At 63.8% G+C, this 17903-nt stretch carries 18 protein-coding genes and 1 tRNA gene; 13 read left to right on the top strand and 6 right to left on the bottom strand.

Annotated elements, in window-relative coordinates:
- Window positions 1-30: 30 nt before the first annotated feature.
- Window positions 31-1473 carry a SulP family inorganic anion transporter gene (locus F6X61_RS07565; protein WP_153786073.1) on the top strand — a complete coding sequence of 481 codons (1443 nt, stop codon included), beginning with the start codon at window positions 31-33 and terminating at the stop codon, window positions 1471-1473.
- A 109-nt stretch (window positions 1474-1582) separates the two neighbouring features.
- Here the strand turns inward: F6X61_RS07565 and fusA are convergent, their stop codons facing one another.
- Window positions 1583-3697, bottom strand: a complete 2115-nt coding sequence (gene fusA / locus F6X61_RS07560; protein WP_153786072.1) for an elongation factor G — start codon at window positions 3695-3697, stop codon at window positions 1583-1585.
- A gap of 68 nt (window positions 3698-3765) precedes the next feature.
- Window positions 3766-4194, bottom strand: coding sequence for a hypothetical protein (locus F6X61_RS07555; protein ID WP_153786071.1), 429 nt, complete (start codon window positions 4192-4194; stop codon window positions 3766-3768).
- Between the two features lie 230 nt (window positions 4195-4424).
- On the opposite strand from F6X61_RS07555, the gene F6X61_RS07550 reads away from it, so the two are divergent.
- Complete coding sequence (locus F6X61_RS07550) at window positions 4425-4727, top strand: hypothetical protein (protein WP_153786070.1); 303 nt, start codon at window positions 4425-4427, stop codon at window positions 4725-4727.
- 3 nt (window positions 4728-4730) lie between these two features.
- Here the strand turns inward: F6X61_RS07550 and F6X61_RS07545 are convergent, their stop codons facing one another.
- Entirely contained in the window at window positions 4731-5981 is a 1251-nt protein-coding gene (locus F6X61_RS07545) for an aspartate aminotransferase family protein (RefSeq protein ID WP_153786069.1), read from the bottom strand.
- A gap of 227 nt (window positions 5982-6208) precedes the next feature.
- Window positions 6209-7105, bottom strand: a complete 897-nt coding sequence (gcvA, locus tag F6X61_RS07540; protein WP_153786068.1) for a transcriptional regulator GcvA — start codon at window positions 7103-7105, stop codon at window positions 6209-6211.
- A gap of 254 nt (window positions 7106-7359) precedes the next feature.
- Here gcvA and F6X61_RS07535 point away from each other — a divergent pair, with 254 nt between their 5' ends.
- The 4 genes from F6X61_RS07535 (at window position 7360) to F6X61_RS07520 (ending at window position 10664) form a co-directional block, all read left to right on the top strand.
- Window positions 7360-8745: an amino acid permease gene (locus F6X61_RS07535; RefSeq protein WP_153786067.1), complete on the top strand. Its 1386-nt coding sequence runs from the start codon at window positions 7360-7362 to the stop codon at window positions 8743-8745.
- Between the two features lie 125 nt (window positions 8746-8870).
- Complete coding sequence (locus tag F6X61_RS07530; RefSeq protein ID WP_153786066.1) at window positions 8871-9368, top strand: PaaI family thioesterase; 498 nt, start codon at window positions 8871-8873, stop codon at window positions 9366-9368.
- A gap of 54 nt (window positions 9369-9422) precedes the next feature.
- Window positions 9423-9938 (top strand): GNAT family N-acetyltransferase, encoded by a 516-nt coding sequence (locus F6X61_RS07525; RefSeq protein ID WP_153786065.1) that lies wholly within the window; start codon window positions 9423-9425, stop codon window positions 9936-9938.
- A gap of 30 nt (window positions 9939-9968) precedes the next feature.
- On the top strand, window positions 9969-10664 hold the full coding sequence (locus tag F6X61_RS07520; RefSeq protein WP_153786064.1) for a glutathione S-transferase N-terminal domain-containing protein: 696 nt from the start codon (window positions 9969-9971) through the stop codon (window positions 10662-10664).
- A 105-nt stretch (window positions 10665-10769) separates the two neighbouring features.
- Here the strand turns inward: F6X61_RS07520 and F6X61_RS07515 are convergent, their stop codons facing one another.
- Window positions 10770-12386, bottom strand: a complete 1617-nt coding sequence (locus tag F6X61_RS07515) for an inorganic phosphate transporter (RefSeq protein ID WP_153786063.1) — start codon at window positions 12384-12386, stop codon at window positions 10770-10772.
- Window positions 12387-12519: 133 nt separating this feature from the next.
- Here F6X61_RS07515 and F6X61_RS07510 point away from each other — a divergent pair, with 133 nt between their 5' ends.
- Both F6X61_RS07510 and F6X61_RS07505 read left to right on the top strand, forming a co-directional pair.
- Window positions 12520-12906, top strand: a complete 387-nt coding sequence (locus tag F6X61_RS07510; protein WP_153786062.1) for a DUF488 domain-containing protein — start codon at window positions 12520-12522, stop codon at window positions 12904-12906.
- Window positions 12896-13333, top strand: coding sequence for a GNAT family N-acetyltransferase (locus tag F6X61_RS07505; RefSeq protein ID WP_153786061.1), 438 nt, complete (start codon window positions 12896-12898; stop codon window positions 13331-13333). Before F6X61_RS07510 ends, F6X61_RS07505 begins: the two co-directional genes overlap by 11 nt.
- Window positions 13334-13352: 19 nt before the next feature.
- Here F6X61_RS07505 and F6X61_RS07500 read toward each other — a convergent pair whose 3' ends face one another.
- The gene (locus tag F6X61_RS07500; RefSeq protein ID WP_153786060.1) at window positions 13353-13799 is read right to left on the bottom strand and encodes a hypothetical protein; all 447 of its coding nucleotides are present in this window, start codon (window positions 13797-13799) and stop codon (window positions 13353-13355) included.
- 445 nt (window positions 13800-14244) lie between these two features.
- Here F6X61_RS07500 and F6X61_RS07495 point away from each other — a divergent pair, with 445 nt between their 5' ends.
- From F6X61_RS07495 to F6X61_RS07475, 5 genes are all read left to right on the top strand, one after another.
- The gene (locus F6X61_RS07495; protein WP_153786059.1) at window positions 14245-14634 is read left to right on the top strand and encodes a helix-turn-helix domain-containing protein; all 390 of its coding nucleotides are present in this window, start codon (window positions 14245-14247) and stop codon (window positions 14632-14634) included.
- A gap of 63 nt (window positions 14635-14697) precedes the next feature.
- Window positions 14698-15336, top strand: a complete 639-nt coding sequence (gene uvrY, locus F6X61_RS07490) for a UvrY/SirA/GacA family response regulator transcription factor (protein ID WP_153786058.1) — start codon at window positions 14698-14700, stop codon at window positions 15334-15336.
- 8 nt (window positions 15337-15344) lie between these two features.
- On the top strand, window positions 15345-17168 hold the full coding sequence (gene uvrC / locus F6X61_RS07485; protein ID WP_153786057.1) for an excinuclease ABC subunit UvrC: 1824 nt from the start codon (window positions 15345-15347) through the stop codon (window positions 17166-17168).
- A gap of 33 nt (window positions 17169-17201) precedes the next feature.
- Window positions 17202-17762, top strand: coding sequence for a CDP-diacylglycerol--glycerol-3-phosphate 3-phosphatidyltransferase (pgsA, locus tag F6X61_RS07480; protein WP_153786056.1), 561 nt, complete (start codon window positions 17202-17204; stop codon window positions 17760-17762).
- 63 nt (window positions 17763-17825) lie between these two features.
- Window positions 17826-17901: transfer RNA gene (locus F6X61_RS07475), tRNA-Gly, on the top strand.
- Window positions 17902-17903: the final 2 nt, after the last annotated feature.

Here is a 17903-nt window from a genome sequence, read left to right as displayed (position 1 = left end):
CAGAGCGCCGGGGCTGCTTACAGGACCTCCATGAAACCTGCTCGCCTACGCGCCGACCTGCTCGCCGGCCTTACCACCTCGTTCGCCCTGGTGCCCGAGTGCATCGCTTTTGCCCTGGTGGCCCACCTCAACCCGCTGATGGGCCTGTATGGCGCGTTCATCATCTGCACCCTGACCGCGCTGTTCGGCGGTCGCCCGGGGATGATCTCCGGCGCCGCCGGCTCGATGGCGGTGGTGATCGTCGCCCTGGTGGTGCAGCACGGCGCCCAGTACCTGCTGGCCACGGTGCTGCTGGGCGGGGTGGTGATGATCCTGTTTGGCGTGCTGCGCCTGGGCAAGCTGGTGCGCCTGGTGCCGTATCCGGTGATGCTCGGCTTCGTCAACGGCCTGGCCATCGTCATCGCCCTGGCCCAGTTGGAGCACTTCAAAGACGGTGAGCACTGGCTCAGTGGGACGCCGCTGTACCTGATGATCGGCCTGGTGGCCCTGACCATGCTGGTGGTCTACGTCTTGCCCAAGCTGACCCGTGCGGTACCGCCGGCGCTGGTGGCAATCCTGGGCGTCGGCCTGCTGGTATATCTGTTCGGCTTGCCCACCCGTACCCTCGGCGACATGGCGCACATTGCCGGCGGCTTGCCGCAACTGGCCCTGCCAGAGGTGCCGTGGAACCTCGAAACGCTGAAGATCATCGCGCCCTATGCGCTGCTGATGGCCATGGTCGGCCTGCTGGAAACCCTGCTCACTCTCAACCTCACCGACGAAATCACCGAGAGCCGCGGCTACCCGGACCGCGAGTGCGTGGCGTTGGGGGCGGCCAACATGGTCTCGGGCCTGTGCGGCGGCATGGGCGGCTGCGCGATGATCGGCCAGACCGTGATCAACCTCAGCTCCAACGGCCGTGGGCGGCTGTCGGGGGTGGTGGCCGGGGTGATGATCCTGCTGTTCGTGTTGTTCCTGTCGCCGTTGATCGAGCGTATTCCGCTGGCGGCGCTGGTCGGGGTGATGTTCGTGGTGGCCCAGCAGACCTTCGCCTGGGCCTCGCTGCGGGTGCTGCGCAAAGTGCCGGCGAGCGATGTGCTGGCGATCATTGCGGTGACGGTGGTAACGGTGTTTACCGACCTGGCCACGGCGGTGATGTTCGGTATTGTCATCGCTGCGATCAACTTCGCCTGGCAGCATGCGCGTGAGCTTTATGCCGACAGCCATGTGGATGCGGCGGGCGACAAGCATTACCAGGTGCATGGGACGCTGTTCTTTGCCTCGACCACACCGTTTCTCAACCAGTTCGACCCGGCCGGTGATCCGGCCCAGGTGACCTTGGATTGTCGGCATCTGAGCTTTGTCGATTATTCGGCGATCGCGGCGTTGAAGACCCTGCGCGAGCGCTATGCCAAGGCAGGGAAGCAGTTGCGGGTGGTGCACTTGTCGGAGCGTTGCAAGAAGCTGCTCAAGCGGGCGGGTGAGCAGCACTGACAAGCAGCGCTGTCTGGCCTGACGCATTCGCGGGTAAACCCGCTCCCACAGGGTTTCGCGATCCCTGTGGGAGCGGGTTTACCCGCGAATCGAGCGCGCAGCGCTCGCCTTATGACTCTCCCCGGTTCTTCTTGACGATGGCGTCGGCAATGCTCGCCGGTGCCTCGGCATAGCGGGTGAACTCCATGGTGTAGCTGGCCCGCCCCTGGGTCATCGAGCGCATCGAGGTGGCGTAGCCGAACATCTCGCCCAGCGGCACCTCGGCGCGGATCACCTTGCCGGCCGGCGTTTCGTCACCGTCCTGGATCATCCCTCGGCGCCTGCTCAGGTCGCCCATGATGTCGCCCTGGTACTCCTCGGGCGTCACCACCTCGACCTTCATCACCGGCTCCAGCAACACTGCGCCGCCTTTCTGCGACAACTGCTTGGTGGCCATCGAGGCGGCGATCTTGTAGGCCATCTCGTTGGAGTCGACGTCGTGGTACGAGCCGTCGAACACCGCAGCTTTGAGGTTGATCAGCGGGTAACCGGCCAGTACGCCGTTCTTCATCTGCTCCTCGATGCCTTTCTGGATCGCCGGGATGTACTCACGCGGCACCACGCCGCCGACGATCTCGTTGACGAACTCCAGCCCTTCCTTGCCCTCGTCGCCCGGGGCAAAGCGAATCCAGCAGTGGCCATACTGGCCACGCCCGCCGGACTGGCGCACGAAGCGGCCTTCGATCTCGCAGGTGTTGCGGATCTTCTCGCGGTAGGCCACCTGCGGCTTGCCGATGTTGGCCTCGACGTTGAACTCGCGGCGCATCCTGTCGATGATGATGTCCAGGTGCAGCTCACCCATGCCGGAGATGATGGTCTGCCCGGTTTCTTCATCGGTCTTGACCCGAAACGACGGGTCTTCCTGGGCCAGCTTGCTCAGGGCGATACCCATTTTTTCCTGATCGCCTTTGGTCTTGGGTTCGACCGCCTGGGAGATTACCGGGTCAGGGAAGTCCATGCGTTCGAGGATGATCGGTTTGTCCATGTCGCACAGGGTGTCGCCGGTGGTCACGTCCTTCATGCCGATCAGCGCGGCGATGTCGCCGGCGCACACATCCTTGATCTCGGCGCGCTGGTTGGCGTGCATCTGCACCATGCGGCCGATGCGTTCCTTCTTGCCCTTGACCGAGTTGAGCACCGCATTGCCGGAACTGAGCACGCCCGAATACACCCGAGCGAAGGTCAGGGTGCCGACGAACGGGTCGGTGGCGATCTTGAAGGCCAAGGCCGAGAACGGCTCCTTGTCGTCGGCGTGGCGTTCCAGGTGCTTGTCTTCATCGTCCGGATCGGTGCCCTTGATCGCCGGGATTTCGGACGGGGCGGGCAGGTAGTCGATCACCGCGTCGAGCATCAACGGCACGCCCTTGTTCTTGAACGACGAGCCGAGGATGGTCGGGACGATTTCATTGGCGATGGTGCGCTGGCGCAGGGCGGCCTTGATTTCCTCGGTGGTGAATTCCTCGCCGTCGAGGAACTTCAGGGTCAGTTCTTCGCTGGCATCCGCCGCCGCCTCGATCATATGGGCCCGCCATTCGTCGGCCAGGGCCTGCAGTTCGGCGGGGATCGCTTCTTCGCGGTAACTGGTGCCGTTGTCGGCGTCGTTCCAGTAGATGGCCTTCATCTTCACCAGGTCGATCTGGCCGATGAAGTTCTCCTCGCTGCCGATGGCCAGCTGGATCGGCACAGGGTGGTGGCCCAGGCGCTGGTCGATCTGCTTCACCACGCGCAGAAAGTCGGCGCCCTGGCGGTCCATCTTGTTGATATAGGCCAGGCGCGGTACGTGGTACTTGTTGGCTTGGCGCCAGACCGTCTCGGACTGCGGCTCCACGCCATCGGCACCGCTGAACACCACCACCGCGCCATCGAGCACGCGCAACGAGCGCTCCACCTCGATGGTGAAGTCGACGTGGCCGGGGGTGTCGATGATGTTGAAGCGGTACTTGTGCTCGAACTGCTTGGTCGAGCCTTGCCAGAACGCGGTGGTGGCCGCCGAGGTGATGGTGATGCCGCGCTCCTGCTCCTGGGCCATCCAGTCCATGGTCGCGGCGCCGTCGTGCACCTCGCCCATCTTGTGGTTGACCCCGGTGTAGAACAGGATCCGCTCGGTGGTGGTGGTCTTGCCGGCATCGACGTGGGCGACGATGCCGATATTGCGGTACAGCTCGATGGGGGTCGTGCGGGCCATGGCGGGTCACCTGCGGGTGAGGGTACTCCCAACTTAGCAGAGCGGGAGAATCCTGCCGTGGCAGGCCGTCAGTCGGCGAGCACTTGCAACTGCCACTGGCCGTCGACTTCCCGGGCCAGGCCGCTGGCCGGCAGCAGGGCCAGCAGGCGGGCGTGCAGGTTGGCTTCGGTGAAGGACTTGAGGGTGGTCATGTCCAGCGCGCCGACGGTAACCAGGTCGTTCTTGGTGTAGGACAGCCAGGCCTTCTTCAGCACCAGCAGCACATCACTGCCGGCGGTGTTGGCGAAGCGGCGATTCAGCGTGCGGCCTTCCAGTTCGAAGGTGTGGCGGTTGCTGTAGCTGCTTTCGTCGCCGTTGCCCTCTGCACAGCGATGGCAGCGGCAGGCGCCGTCGGCGAAGGCATTGCGCAGGTAGCTGTTGAAGTCCACGACGGGCTTGAGGGTCAGGCGTTTGTCGACCTCGAACAGGTCGGCGATCAGGGGTTGTTCGGCGCTCACTCGGTATCCTCGCGTGGTGTGGCGTGCATCGGCGGGCACCCTAACAGATCGGGGCATCCAGATCACCTGTTGCAGGCCCGGCCTCTTCGCGGGGCAAGCCCGCTCCCACAGGGATATCGTCTCGTTGTGGGAGCGGGCTTGCCCCGCGATGAGGCCGGTAGAGACAATCGGGAACGCCTGCCGTACTCTACGCGCCCATACGCCTAATACACCTGTTGAGGTAACCCCGCTTGAGCACCAAGTACCCCTACATCGCCACCGTAACCATCAGCGCCGAAGACCGTGGGGGCGACACCGAGGCCTCGGAGAACACCAACATGCGTGTAGGCCTCGAGGCGGTAACCGAGGTGCTGAAGAAAGTGCATTTCGTCGGCACGCTCGCTGCTCCCGAAAAAGGCGCCACGCATATCTGCGTGACCCTGGAGAACGGCCTGACCTACTACGGCCTGATCGTCAACGGCCACGCCGAACTCGAAGGCGGCTGGATCGCCTTCGAATGCGACATGCTTACCCCTGCTGAACTGGGCCTGTAAGCCTCAGCCGAGTTCCGCCAGGCACTGCTCGAGGATATCCAGCCCTTCCTCGAGCACCTGTGGCTCGATGGTCAGCGGTGCCAGCAGGCGGATGATTTGCCGCGCCTTGCCGCTCGGCATCAGCAGCAGCCCCTTGTTACGCGCCGCTTCCAGCACCTTGGCCAGCACCGCTGGCGCCGGGCTGCCGTCGGCATTGACCAGTTCGATGCCACGCATGGCGCCGGTGCCGGTCAGGCGCCCGAGCCAAGCGCACACCCCTGAAGCTTTCCAGCGCGCATGGCGCGCGACGATGGCCTGTTCCTGGCGTTCGCCCCAGGTGGCGAGGTTGGCGTCGGTCATCTGCGCCAGGCTCGCCAGTGCCGCTGCGCAGGCGATCGGGTTGCCCGAGTAGGTGCCGCCCAAGCCGCCCTTGGGCAGCGACGCCATGATTTCCTGGCGTCCAACCACCGCGCCCAGCGGCATGCCACCGGCGATGCTCTTGGCCAGCAGCAGCAAGTCGGGCTCGATGCCCAGCCGGGGGAACGCAAAGCGTTGCCCGGTGCGGCCGAAGCCCGACTGGATCTCGTCGATGATGATCAGGATCCCGTGCTCGTCGCAGAAGCGCCGCAGCGCCTGGGCAAAGGCCGGGTCCAGGGCGAGGAAGCCGCCTTCGCCCTGGACCGGCTCGAAGATGAATGCCGCCACGTCCTCTACCGCCAGTTCAACGCTGAACAGCCGCTCCATGGCCTTGAGCGCCTGCTCGCAGGTTACCCCGGTGTCGGTACTGGGGTAGGGCAGGTGGTAGACCGGGCCGGGCAGTTCGCCCACGCGTTGCTTGTAGGGCGCGACCTTGCCATTGAGGTTGAGGGTGGCCAGGGTGCGGCCATGGAAGCCGCCGTCGAAGGCGATGATGGCGCGCTTGCCGGTGGCGCCACGGGCCACTTTCAAGGCATTTTCCGCCGCCTCCGCGCCGCTGTTGGTGAGCATGCCCGCCAAGGGGTAGCTGACCGGCACGAACTGGCGCAAGCGCTCCATCAGTTCCAGGTACGGGCCATGGGGGGCGGCGTTGAACGCATAGTGGGTCAGGCGCGTGGCCTGCAACTGGATCGCCTCGACCACCGCCGGGTTGCAGTGGCCCAGGTTGAGCACGCCAATGCCGCCGACAAAGTCGATATAACGTTTGCCGGCGGTATCCCAGACTTCGGCATTGCGGCCATGGGAAAGTGTAATCGGGTGAACGATGGCGATGGACTGGCTGATACTTTCCTGATTCATGTGCACGCGGCCTGTTGTTCGAATATGGCCAATATCCAAACGTGCCGCAGGTATATTCCGCAAACGAATTATCGGATTGCGATCATTCCATAGATTCGTGATCTTGCTGAGATTTGTGTTGCTGTTGCTGGCCTCTTCGCGGGTAAACCCGCTCCCACAGGTACAGCACTGCTTTCAAGATCAGTGTGGGAGCGGGTTTACCCGCGAAGAGGCCTTTCCAGGCAATCTCAATCCCCCTCAGCCACCCGCTCGCGAATCCACTGCACAAAGGCCCGTACCTTCGGCACCTCGGCCGCATGCTCGGCATGGGCCATGAAGTGTCGGCCATTACTTGGCACAGGATGGTCCCAGGCCACCACGAGCTTGCCCTCGCTCAGCTCCTCGGCCACCAGATAGCGCGGGATCAGGGCAATGCCGCAGCCGGCTATGGCGGCGCGAATGCACAGGTAGAACGTGTCGAAGCGCGGTCCGTGGTAGCTGTTCTGGCTGTGCAGCCCCAGCCCCAGGAACCACTCGTGCCAGGCCTCCGGGCGCGAGGCGCATTGCAGCAGGCGGTGCTCGGTGAGCATCTGGGCGCTGCTGAAACGCTGCCGGGCCACCAGGCCAGGGGCGCACACCGGCACCACCTCCTCGCTGAACAGCTCGATGCAGGTCGCCCCCGGCCAGGTGCCCTGGCCAAAGAAAAACGCCACGTCGGCCTTGGCCTGCACCAGGTCGAACGGCTCCAGCTCGTTGCGGATGTCCAGGTGGATGCGCGGGTGTCGCTCACCGAAACCCTTGAGCCGAGGCACCAGCCAGCGTGCACCGAAGGTCGGCTGGGTGGCGATGCGCAGCACCTCGGTCTCGTCGCCGTAGCTGAGGATGTAGCGGCTGGAGATGTCGATCTGGGTGAGGATCTTGTTCACCTCGGTGAGGTACAGCGCCCCCGCCGGGGTCAGGTGCAGGCGCCGGCGAATGCGCTGGAACAGCGGGTGGGCGAGCATGTCCTCGAGCTGCGCCACCTGCTTGCTGACCGCGCTCTGGGTCAGGTGCAGTTCCTGCGCCGCGCGGGTGAAGCTCAGGTGGCGGGCGGCGGCCTCGAAGCACTGCAGGGCGGTGGTGGACGGCATCAGGCGTTTGGACATGGCGAAGGCGCTACCCGGCAAAAAAGGAAGCACATCATTCCGCAATAGAATGATGTGCTTCGAAAAGGTCGTTTGTTGACCCGTCCCTATAGATTAATACTGACCTGGATCAACGATGACAACCGGTAGTGCGAAGAGGAGGGCAAAACCACGACCGGCGTATTACAAGAACAACAACGAGTAACTCCGACCTACTGAGTTCTGCTCCAACTTTCAGCCGTCCTTGCAACGGCCGACCCATTCGAGGGTTCCCCATGGCATCGCCCAACAACAAGAAACAGCGTTCCCTGCAACACGGCCTGACGTCCCGTCAGGTCTCGATGATTTCCATCGCCGGCATCATCGGCGCCGGGCTGTTCATCGGCTCCTCCAACGCCATCGCCACCGCCGGCCCGGCCATTCTCATCTCCTACGCCATGACCGGCCTGCTGGTGCTGCTGGTGATGCGCATGCTCGGCGAAATGGCCATCGCCAACCCCAACAGCGGTTCGTTCTCCACCTATGCCAGCGAAGCCATCGGCCCTTGGGCCGGCTTCACCATCGGCTGGCTGTACTGGTGGTTCTGGGTGCTGATCATTCCGGTCGAGGCCATTGCCGGCGCCGACATCCTGCACGCTTACTTCCCTGGGGTGCCGTCCTGGCTGTTCGCCTTCCTGATCATGGTCGTGCTGTCGGGCACCAACCTGGTCAGCGTGAAGAACTTCGGTGCCTTCGAGTACTGGTTCGCGCTGGTGAAAGTGGTTGCGATCATTGCCTTCATCGTGGTCTGCAGCCTGGCGGTGTTCGGCTTCTGGCCGCTGGCCGAGGTCTCCGGAGTGAGCCGCCTGTGGGACCACGGTGGCTTCATGCCCAACGGCTTCGGTACCGTGCTGGGTGGCGTGCTGATCACCATCTTCTCGTTCTTCGGCGCCGAGATCGTCACCATCGCCGCCGACGAGACCGCCAACCCGAAAGACAAGATCCGCCGCGCCACCAACCTGGTGGTGTACCGCATCGCCATCTTCTACCTGGCGTCGATCTTCCTGGTGGTGTCGCTGGTGGCCTGGAACGACCCGCAGCTCAAGGCCGTCGGCTCGTTCCAGCGCGTGCTGGAGGTGCTCAACGTGCCCGGTGCCAAGCTGCTGGTCGACCTGGTGGTGCTGGTGGCGGTGACCAGCTGCATGAACTCGGGCCTGTACACCGCATCGCGCATGCTCTATTCGCTGGGCGCCCGCGGCCAGGCGCTGAGCATGACCAAACGCATCTCCGGGGCCGGCGTGCCGACCGTGGCGGTCATCCTCTCCACCCTGGCAGGCTTTGCCGGTTGCCTGGTCAACTACGTGTTCCCCGGCAAGGTGTTCGGCTTCCTGCTGTCCACCACCGGCGCCATCGCCCTGCTGGTGTACTTGGTGATCGCTGTGTCGCAGCTGCGCATGCGGTCCCGCGCCGAGCGTGAAGGGCGGGCGCTGGAACTGAAGATGTGGCTGTTCCCGTGGCTCACCTGGCTGGTGATCGGCACCATCGTCATGGTGCTGGGCTACATGCTGTTCAGCGATGCTTATCGCTACGAGACGCTGATGACCGCCGGGGTGACCCTGTTCATCCTGCTGGTGTCGCTGACCCAGCGGCGGGCCAAGGCGGGGCAGGTGCAAACGGCTTGACCTTCGCTCGGTAGCACGCAAGCCCATGGCCTGACGGTCATGGGCTTTTTCATTGGCCCAGGCCTGGTCGGGCGTTACCATTCGAGGCCTGCTTCCTTCCCAACTCCAACAAGCAAAGGATGCGTATGAACGAGCAAGCCCTTTCCCTGCAGCAACTCGCCGCCCCCGAAGGCACCTGCTACGGCTGCGGCTGCAGCCACCCCAGCGGCCTGCACCTGAACAGCTATTGGGACGAGGACGGCATCCACCTGCTGTGCCGGCATTCTCCCGACCAAACCTTCATCGGCTGGCCCGGCCTGGTCTACGGCGGGCTGCTGGCGATGCTGGTCGACTGCCACTCCAACTGGGCCGCCATGGCCCATCACTACCGCGCCGAAGGCCGTGAGCCCGGCAGCCTGCCGCGTATCGACTGCGTCACCGGCCAGCTCGGCCTGACCTATCTGAAACCCACGCCCATGGGCGTCGAGCTGCTGCTCAAGGCGCGAGTGGAAGGCGAGGTGGGGCGCAAGACCCGGGTGATCTGCGAAGTCTGGGCCGGTGATGTGCTGACCGTCAGCGCCGATTCGGTGTTCGTGCGTGTGGATACCGCGAAGCTCAAGCAGCAGGCACACGGTGGACAGTGATGGGGCAGGGCTGGCATTGTCGGGCGTGATCCGGCTGCCCGACAGGATGTTGTCATGCCCTACCAGATTCGCCCGGCCCGCAGCGACGACTGTGAGGCCCTGAGCCATATCGGCCAGGCCACCTTCGCCCTGGCCAGCCCACACGACAGCGCGCCGTCCGCGCTGCAGCACTACATTACGCACAACCTGCAGCCCAAGCATTTCCTGCTGCACCTGCAACACCCGCACAAGCGCCTGCTGATCGTCGAGCAGGACGGCCATGCAATGGGCTACAGCATGCTCGACCTGGCGCCGGGTCGGCTGGATATCGCCGCCGCCGAGCGTCGGGTGGAAATTTCCCGCTGCTATGTGCTGCCCGAGGCGCATGGGCAGGGTGCGGCTCAACTGCTGCTGGACGCAACCCTGGCGCACACCCACGGCGAGGTACGCCTGACCGTCAACGAAGGTAACGCCCGGGCCATTCGCTTTTATGAGCGCAATGGCTTTCGCAAGGTCGGCGAGGCGATTTTTCCGTGCGGTGACGAGCGGCACCATGATTGGGTGATGGTCAGGTCGCCCGCAGGTCTCTAGATTGTTCTCTCTCCCATCCAAGGCACGCACATGACCGATCTCTCTGCATTTCCCATTACCCATAAATGGCCGGCGCAGCACCCCGAGCGCCTGCAACTGTACTCGCTGCCCACGCCCAACGGGGTCAAGGTGTCGATCATGCTCGAAGAAATCGGCCTGCCCTACGAGGCGCACAAGGTCAGTTTCGACAGTGACGACCAGCTCAGCCCCGAATTCATCTCCCTTTCCGTCAACAACAAGATCCCGGCGATCCTCGATCCCAATGGCCCCGGCGGCAAACCGCTGCCCTTGTTCGAATCCGGCGCGATCCTGCAGTACCTGGCCGAGAAGAGCGGCAAGCTGCTCAGCCAGGACCCGGCCCAGCGCTACCAGACGATGCAGTGGTTGATGTTCCAGATGGGCGGCATCGGGCCGATGTTCGGCCAGGTGGGGTTCTTCCACTTCTTCGCTGGCAAGGAATACGAAGACAAACGGCCGCGCGACCGCTACGTGAACGAGTCGAAGCGTTTGCTGGGTGTGCTGGACCGGCACCTGCAAGGCCGTGAATGGATGGTCGACGAATACAGCATCGCCGACATCGCCATCTTCCCTTGGGTGCGCAACCTGGTGGAGCGCTACAACGCCCGGGAGCTGGTGGGCTTCGATGAGTTCGCGCAGGTGCAGCGGGTGCTGGCGAATTTCCTGGCGCGGCCGGCGGTGCAGCGCGGGCTGAAAATACCCGGTTGATCCGGCATCACCGAGCCTGTGGGAGCGGGTTTACCCGCGAAGGCTGTGGCGGGTTCGCCATCGCATTCGCGGGTAAACCCGCTCCCACAGGCTCTGTATTTCAACCTAGAGAATCTGATTCAGAAGCCAGTACAGCGTCCCCGCCAGCAGCATCGCCGCCGGCAGCGTCAGCACCCAGGCCATCAGCAGGTTGACCAGGGTGCGCTTCTGGATCCCCGAACCATTGGCCACCATGGTCCCGGCCACCCCCGAGCTCAACACATGGGTGGTCGACACCGGCAGCCCGAACATGTCCGCCGCGCCAATGGTGCACATCGCCACCACCTCCGCCGACGCCCCCTGGGCATAGCTCAGGTGGGTCTTGCCGATCTTTTCACCCACCGTCACCACGATGCGCCGCCAGCCGACCATGGTGCCCAGGCCCAGGGCGATGGCCACCGCCACCTTGACCCACAACGGGATGTAGCGGGTGGCATCGTCCAGCTGGCGCTTGAACAGTTGCACATGGCGGGCGGTATCGGCGTCGAACGCCACCAGCGCGTTCTTGTCGATCAGACGGATGGCCTCGCTGGTCAGGTACATGTCGTTGCGCACGTTGGCCATGGCCTCGGCCGGCACGCGGTTGAGCGAGCCATAGCCCTTGACCTCTTCGCCGATCATGCCGGTCAGCGCGGCCAGGGCCGGTACCAGTTCGGGGCTGGCCTGGGGCTGGCCGATGAACGCGGTCAGGGTGTGTCGCGGGTCGGCCGGGGCCGCTTGCGGGGCGCTGCGCACCAGCGCCTGGCGGGTCACCTCGGCCACCGCCGAGAACTGCAGGGCCTGTTCGTTGGGCATGGTCTTGTTCAGGGCGTAGGCCATCGGCAGGGTGCCGACCAGGATCAGCATGATCAGGCCCATGCCTTTCTGCCCGTCGTTGGAGCCGTGGGCGAAGGATACGCCGGTGCAGGTAAGGATCAGCACACCGCGGATCCACCAGGGGGGCGGGGTTTGGCCCTCGGGCGCCTGGTACAGCTCCTGGCGCTTGACCAGCGCGCGCAGGGCCAGCAGTAGCAGGGCGGCGCAGGCGAAACCGATCAGCGGCGAAAACAGCAGGGCATAGCCGACCTTGCTCGCCTGGCCCCAGTCCACCCCGCTGGTGCCGTCGCGCCCGTGCATGAGCGCGTTGGCCACGCCCACGCCGATGATCGAGCCGATCAAAGTGTGCGAGGACGAGGCCGGCAGGCCCAGCCACCAGGTGCCGAGGTTCCAGATGATCGCCGCCAGCAGCAAGGCGAAGACCATGGCGAAGCCGGCGCCCGACCCCACCTGCAGGATCAGCTCGACCGGCAGCAGGGCGATGATGCCGAAGGCTACCGCGCCACTGGAAAGCAGCACACCGAGAAAATTGCACAGCCCCGACCACACCACCGCCACCGGCGCCGGCAGCGAATGGGTGTAGATCACCGTGGCCACGGCGTTGGCGGTGTCGTGGAAACCGTTGACGAATTCGAAGCCCAGGGCGATCAGCAAGGCCAGGCCCAGCAACAGGAACGGCGTGACCGTGGTGATCACGGTGCCGCTGGCGCTGACATCTTCCTTGAGGCTCCAGAAGGTGTAGGCCAGGCCGGCCAGCAGCAGGCCGAAGAACAGCACCAAGGTGGCACGACCGGGGCGGTGGGACAATTGCGGGCGGGAATCGGGCGTGATCAGCGCGTTCTGGCTGACCATCGAGGGGGTAGTCATGGGTGGGCTCCGGGGTGCTTTGAGGCACGAGGCGAGGTATCCCATCCTAGAAACAATCTGTTACCGGGGAGTGACCTCGATCAAAGGAACTTCTAGTCTAGGAGGCATCGGCGAATTGCCAAGCGAGCCCCGAATGATCCGCTGCAAGCGTGTGTACGACCCGGTTGAAGCCTGCGATGGCCAGCGTGTGCTGGTCGATCGGCTATGGCCGCGCAACACGCGCAAGGAGGACCTGCACGGGCAGTGGCTACGTGAGGCGGCACCTTCCGACGAACTGCGCAAGGCGTTCCATGCCGGCGGGTTGGATTACCCCGGATTCACCCGGCGCTACCGGCAGGAGCTGGCTGCGCACCCTGAACACTGGTACCCGTTGCTGGACCTGGCCGGTAAAGGCGCGCTGACCCTGCTGTACGCCGGCAAGGACACCGAGCACAACAATGCCCAGGTGCTGGCCGACTGGCTTGAAGACGAGCTGGAGCGGCGCGGGCCCGGGAGTTCGCCGGTGTGCTATGCCCCTTGAACTGATTGCCGCCAGCGACAATGACCTGACCTTCGCCCGCGACCTCACGCGCCGGGCGATGCTGCCGTACTACCGCGAGTTCGACCTGTTGTGGATCGAGCAGGCCTTCGACGAAGCCTGGGGCTGGCGCGAGCAATGGCTGGTAGTGGAGGACGGCACGGTGCTGGGTTTTTGCAGCCTCAGCCAGGACCGCCAGGCGCTGTTCATCCGCGAACTGCACCTGCTGCCCGAGCATCGCGGGCGCGGCGTGGGTGGCTGGGTGCTGGAAGAGCTGGCCGGTTGGGCCGCGCAGCGGCATCTGTCGTTGCTGCGCCTGATGGTGTTCAAGAGCAACCCGGCGCGACAGCTCTACCTGCGCCAAGGCTTCATCGAGATGGGGGAGGACGAGTGCTTCGTGCGCATGCAGCGCAGTATCGATTGCGGTTGACCGCTCGGCTACGTGCGCTTTATCGCCTCAGATTGATGTCGATCTTGCCGGTTACATGGTTGTTTTTTCCGTTGCGTTCGAAACTGAATTCGAAGTCCGCCTTGAACACCTGGTCTTCGACAAATTCACGAACAGCAATCTCACCGGTGCCGCGAACCGATTCGTCGTGCTCGCCGTCCTGGATCGTGAAGCGAGCAGAACTGTTTTGCGGATTTAGCTTCAGGGTCGAGTTCGTCGCGAATTCACCCTCCAGCAGGGCGATAATAAGATCGGCCGCTCGTCCATCCACGAAGCCGGCAGAACTGAACGCTGTATTGAAAAAGTACACCCAGTCAAGGGGCGCATCCCAATAGACAACCCCATTCTGCTTTGCTGTCGCTTGTACTGTGCCTACTTTACGTTTGAATGCACCAGGGTGTTTCTTGAGGTAGTCGGCGACACCATTCAGTTCGGAAATCGTGGTCATGTTCGTCTTCCTGCTGAACAAGGGAGGCTTGAATGTTACGGAGGCTGCCCAGGACCGACTACTAGCAGTTTTATCAGGTGTGGAGCGTGTTTTCCCTGCTGCTACACCGCCTGATCACGGTATTCGCAGGCGCACCGTATTCTCGCTGAGCACTACATCGCGGACTCCTTCGAGCCGCACCAGGACCTAGCCCAGGCAATTGCCGCATCTTGATCGACTCGCGGATCACCGGGGCGTCGAGGTCCTTGGTTTCTCTGTGCTTTTTCGAGCTTTTGATTGTGAGTGGAGCGCTGTCGGCAGGTGCTTTCAATGGAGCTGCGCGAAATACCCGACACTGGCGGCTTGCCATGATTGGATCCAATTGGCATAGTGCCGGGCGAATGCGTACGCATTCACTCGGGTGCTGGATGCACCTGTCCTGGAATGATGCAGAGGAGGCAAGTAGATGAATGGATTCGGCCCGCGACTCAGAGAAGAGCGCGAACGCCTGGGGCTGACCCAGCGTGTGTTCGGTGACATTGGCGGCGTCGAGCCCAATGCCCAGGGCAAGTATGAAAGTGGCGAGCGCACCCCGCGCATGGACTACCTCGCCGCCGTGGCGGCCAAAGGTGTCGATGCCTTGTATGTGCTGAACGGCGTGCACACCCCCGCACCGCTGGACTGCCTGACCGCTGACGAAGACCGTCTGCTGGGCGCTTTCCGGCGTTTGCCAGACGCCGACCAGGCCGCTGTCTGGCACCTCTTGCACCGCCTGGCGGGTGAGGTGGGCGGCGTTGAACGGGGGCAAATGCGTCGCCCGGATTACCAAGCGTTTTTTCAGGATGCTTTACGCTAGGTTGCTTGTGAAAAATTTTGTTAAGGTGGCGGGATCCAATCGCCCCACTAATGAGGTGTCTGCTTGATTAGGGGCCTGGTGGTCGACGATCACGATCTGGTGCGTACCGGCATTACGCGCATGCTGGCCGACATCGATGGCCTGCAAGTGGTGGGGGAGGCGGACTCGGGTGAGTCCGCCCTCAAGCTTGCCCGCGAGCTCAAGCCGGACGTGGTTCTGATGGACGTGAAAATGCCAGGGATCGGCGGCCTTGAAGCAACCCGCAAATTGTTGCGCAGCCAGCCGGACACCAAAGTGGTGGCGGTGACCGTGTGCGAGGAAGACCCGTTCCCCACCCGCCTGATGCAGGCGGGTGCCGCTGGCTACCTGACCAAGGGCGCCGGGCTTGACGAAATGGTCCAGGCCATCCGCCTGGCGTTTGCCGGCCAGCGCTACATCAGCCCGCAGATTGCCCAGCAACTGGCACTCAAGTCGTTCCAGCCCCAGGGCTCGCCGTTCGATACGCTGTCGGAGCGGGAAATCCAGATCGCCCTGATGATCGTCGGTTGCCAGAAAGTGCAGATCATCTCTGACAAGTTGTGTCTGTCCCCCAAGACCGTCAATACTTACCGTTATCGAATCTTCGAAAAACTCTCGGTCACCAGCGACGTCGAACTGACCTTGCTGGCCGTCCGCCACGGTATGGTCGACGCAAGTCTGTAAACACACCCATGTCCCAAGCTTTTGATGCCAGCGCGTTCCTGGCGACCTGCAGTGGTCGCCCGGGCGTCTACCAGATGTTCGACACCGAGGCGCGGCTGCTCTACGTGGGCAAGGCCAAGAACCTCAAGAAGCGTTTGGCCAGCTATTTCCGCAAGACCGGCCTGGCGCCCAAGACTGCCGCACTGGTGGGGCGCATCGCCCAGGTCGAGACCACCATCACCGCCAACGAGACCGAAGCGCTGCTGCTTGAGCAGACGCTGATCAAGGAGTGGCGGCCGCCTTACAACATCCTGCTGCGCGACGATAAATCCTACCCCTATGTGTTCCTGTCCGACGGTGAATTCCCTCGGCTGGGCATTCACCGTGGCGCCAAGAAAGCCAAGGGCCGCTACTTCGGCCCTTACCCCAGCGCCGGCGCCATTCGCGAAAGCCTGAGCCTGTTGCAGAAGGCCTTCTCGGTGCGCCAGTGCGAGGACAGCTATTACGCCAACCGCACCCGGCCCTGCCTGCAGTACCAGATCAAACGCTGCAAGGCGCCGTGCGTGGGCCTGGTCGAGCCGGCCGAGTATGCCGAAGACGTGCGGCACTCGGTGATGTTCCTTGAAGGGCGCAGTCAGCAGCTGGGCAACGAGCTCAATGCCGAGATGGAAAAGGCCGCCATGGTGCTGAACTTCGAAAAGGCCGCCGAGCTGCGTGACCAGATCGCGCTGCTGCGCCGGGTCCAGGACCAACAGTACATGGAAGGCGGCTCCGGCGACGTGGACGTGGTGGCGGCCTTCGTCAACCCCGGCGGCGCCTGCGTGCACCTGATCAGCGTGCGCGGCGGTCGGGTTCTGGGCAGCAAGAACTTCTTCCCCCAGGTGGGCATCGAGGAGGAGGTGGCGGAGGTCATGGCCGCGTTCCTGTCCCAGTACTATCTGGGCAATGCCGAACGCGAACTGCCGGGCGAGCTGATCGTCAATGTGGTGCACGAGGATTTCGCGGCAATCAGTGAAGCCGTACAGACCCTGCGCGGCCGTGAGCTAAGCATCAGCCACCGGGTGCGCGGCACCCGCGCGCGCTGGCAGCAGTTGGCGGTGACCAACGCCGAGCAAGCGCTCAACGCCCGCCTGGCCAACCGCCAGCACATGGCCGCGCGCTTCGAGGCATTGGCCCAGGTGCTGGACCTGGATGAAGTGCCGCAGCGCTTGGAGTGCTACGACATCAGCCATTCCAGTGGCGAGGCCACAGTGGCCTCGTGCGTGGTGTTCGGCCCCGAAGGCCCGCTCAAATCCGACTACCGCCGCTTCAACATCGAAGGCGTCACCGCCGGCGACGACTACGCCGCCATGCACCAGGCCCTGTTGCGCCGCTACGGGCGCATCAAGGACGGCGAGGGCAAGCTGCCCGACGTGCTGCTGGTGGACGGCGGCAAAGGCCAGTTGAACATGGCTCGCGACGTGATGCAGGAACTGGGCTTCGCCGACCTCACCCTGCTCGGCGTGGCCAAGGGCGTGACCCGCAAGGCCGGTTTCGAAACCCTGTACCTGAACGACGTGGCCCACGAGTTTACCCTCAAGGGCGACAACCCGGCGCTGCACCTGATCCAGCAGATTCGCGACGAAGCCCACCGTTTCGCCATCACCGGCCACCGCGCCAGGCGCGGCAAGGCGCGGCGCACCTCCAGCCTGGAAGACGTGGCCGGGGTAGGGCCCAAGCGCCGGCGCGAGCTGCTGAAACATTTCGGCGGCCTGCAGGAGCTCAACCGCGCCAGTATCGACGAGATCGCCAAGGCCCCTGGCATCAGTAAAAAGCTTGCCGAGTCGATTTATGCCAGCCTGCATAGCGAGTAGAATGCCGGGCTCAACTCGCAGCCAGTCGTACCGATGAATATTCCAAACCTGCTCACCGTTCTACGCGTCCTGCTCATTCCGATCTTCATCCTGCTGTTCTATGTGCCCTACCACTGGAGCTACATGGCCGCCAGCACGGTGTTCGCCATCGCCGCCGCCACCGACTGGCTGGACGGCTACCTGGCACGTCGGCTGCAGCAGAGCACACCGTTCGGTGCCTTCCTTGACCCGGTGGCGGACAAGCTGATGGTCGCCGTGGCGCTGGTGCTGCTTGTGCAGGTGCACGCCAACTTCTGGCTCACGCTGCCGGCAGCGGTGATCATCGGCCGCGAGATCGTGGTTTCGGCGCTGCGCGAGTGGATGGCCGAGCTGGGGGCGAGGGCGCATGTGGCGGTGTCCAGCCTGGGCAAATGGAAAACCGCCGCGCAGATGCTGGCGCTGGTGATCCTGCTGGCCAACCCGCCGGCCATGACCATCTGGGTGGCGCTGGGCTACGGCCTGCTGCTGGTGGCCGCCGGCCTGACCCTGTGGTCGATGGTGCACTACCTGGTCGCCGCCTGGCCGCACCTGCGCGAAGGCTCTGAGCAGAAATAAAACTTTTTTGAATCAAGGGGTTGACGCCGTTCTACAAATCGCTAGAATGGCCCCCATCACGACGCGGGAATAGCTCAGTTGGTAGAGCACGACCTTGCCAAGGTCGGGGTCGCGAGTTCGAGTCTCGTTTCCCGCTCCAGT

The organism is Pseudomonas sp. EMN2 (genome assembly GCF_009650555.1).
Lineage (GTDB): Bacteria > Pseudomonadota > Gammaproteobacteria > Pseudomonadales > Pseudomonadaceae > Aquipseudomonas > Aquipseudomonas sichuanensis.
The sequence above is the reverse complement of the archived record's forward strand: the minus strand, read 5'-3'. Positions and strand labels throughout refer to the sequence as shown.

Bases quoted from the DNA above. Each gene is read 5' to 3' on its own strand.
- F6X61_RS07565 (WP_153786073.1), top strand. From the start codon at position 31: ATGAAACCTGCTCGCCTACGCGCCGACCTGCTCGCCGGCCTTACCACC.
- fusA (WP_153786072.1), bottom strand. From the start codon at position 3,697: ATGGCCCGCACGACCCCCATCGAGCTGTACCGCAATATCGGCATCGTC.
- F6X61_RS07545 (WP_153786069.1), bottom strand. From the start codon at position 5,981: ATGAATCAGGAAAGTATCAGCCAGTCCATCGCCATCGTTCACCCGATT.
- gcvA (WP_153786068.1), bottom strand. From the start codon at position 7,105: ATGTCCAAACGCCTGATGCCGTCCACCACCGCCCTGCAGTGCTTCGAG.
- F6X61_RS07535 (WP_153786067.1), top strand. From the start codon at position 7,360: ATGGCATCGCCCAACAACAAGAAACAGCGTTCCCTGCAACACGGCCTG.
- F6X61_RS07530 (WP_153786066.1), top strand. From the start codon at position 8,871: ATGAACGAGCAAGCCCTTTCCCTGCAGCAACTCGCCGCCCCCGAAGGC.
- F6X61_RS07525 (WP_153786065.1), top strand. From the start codon at position 9,423: ATGCCCTACCAGATTCGCCCGGCCCGCAGCGACGACTGTGAGGCCCTG.
- F6X61_RS07520 (WP_153786064.1), top strand. From the start codon at position 9,969: ATGACCGATCTCTCTGCATTTCCCATTACCCATAAATGGCCGGCGCAG.
- F6X61_RS07515 (WP_153786063.1), bottom strand. From the start codon at position 12,386: ATGACTACCCCCTCGATGGTCAGCCAGAACGCGCTGATCACGCCCGAT.
- F6X61_RS07510 (WP_153786062.1), top strand. From the start codon at position 12,520: ATGATCCGCTGCAAGCGTGTGTACGACCCGGTTGAAGCCTGCGATGGC.
- F6X61_RS07505 (WP_153786061.1), top strand. From the start codon at position 12,896: ATGCCCCTTGAACTGATTGCCGCCAGCGACAATGACCTGACCTTCGCC.
- F6X61_RS07500 (WP_153786060.1), bottom strand. From the start codon at position 13,799: ATGACCACGATTTCCGAACTGAATGGTGTCGCCGACTACCTCAAGAAA.
- F6X61_RS07495 (WP_153786059.1), top strand. From the start codon at position 14,245: ATGAATGGATTCGGCCCGCGACTCAGAGAAGAGCGCGAACGCCTGGGG.
- uvrC (WP_153786057.1), top strand. From the start codon at position 15,345: ATGTCCCAAGCTTTTGATGCCAGCGCGTTCCTGGCGACCTGCAGTGGT.
- pgsA (WP_153786056.1), top strand. From the start codon at position 17,202: ATGAATATTCCAAACCTGCTCACCGTTCTACGCGTCCTGCTCATTCCG.